Here is a 767-nt window from a genome sequence, read left to right as displayed (position 1 = left end):
CCGTCCTTCGCGTTTACGAGGTGGATGACGGCAGCGGGGCTGGACACCCAGTAGCCGTCAAAGGTGCTGCCAAGGTCCTCGATCTCATCGCAACGGACCACGTTTGCCTTCTCAAGCGTCTTCGCAGCTTCAGCGGTATCGTCAGTGACGATTTCCAGCCACAGCTCGGCCTGGCTCATGGCCGACACTTTGTCGATCCAGAGATTGTTCGACCCGAATTTAAATCCGACCGCATCACCTGCGGGACCGCCGATTTGCTCCAGACCAAGTAAGTCACGATAGAATGCCACGGTCGCATCATATTGATGCGGCGGCACTTTCATCGCGATGTTCTTGCCGCCTGCAAACTTCGCAGCCATGTCGATACCTCCGTCGAATTATGCCGCAACCATAGCGATGAATTTGGACCTGCCTACGCCGTTAGAGGGCTCCTTCCAGCTATCCGCCACGTGACATGCGAACGGCTGCTTCGGCCAGATCGCCAACCGGGGCCAGGACTTCCCTTCATTCGCCCGAACCGGTTCTTTTTCGGGAACCGGTGGGCCGCACCACTGCGTTCGGAGCCGGCGGTGTACGCTGCAACGCAGGCTCCGAACCGGGTTCAGCAAGGGAAGCGGTCGTTCTGTTCAGATCGAGGACATTGAAAGCCGCCTCCGACGATTTGCGGCGGCAGAGGCGACAGGTCCTGCGGGTCGCGCTGCAGACCGGCGTCGCGACGCTCGCCGCCTATCTGCTGATCGACCGGATCGCCCCGGCGCATCTCTCCT

1 protein-coding gene is annotated in these 767 nt (G+C 60.4%); it reads right to left on the bottom strand.

Annotated elements, in window-relative coordinates; genetic code table 11:
• Nucleotides 1–359: hypothetical protein (locus Q1B08_RS21590; RefSeq protein ID WP_299823466.1), on the bottom strand; the 359-nt coding region annotated here is incomplete at its 3' end.
• Nucleotides 360–767: the final 408 nt, after the last annotated feature.

The organism is uncultured Jannaschia sp., from assembly GCF_947494025.1.
Lineage (GTDB): Bacteria > Pseudomonadota > Alphaproteobacteria > Rhodobacterales > Rhodobacteraceae > Jannaschia.
This window is presented reverse-complemented; position numbering and strand designations above follow the sequence as displayed.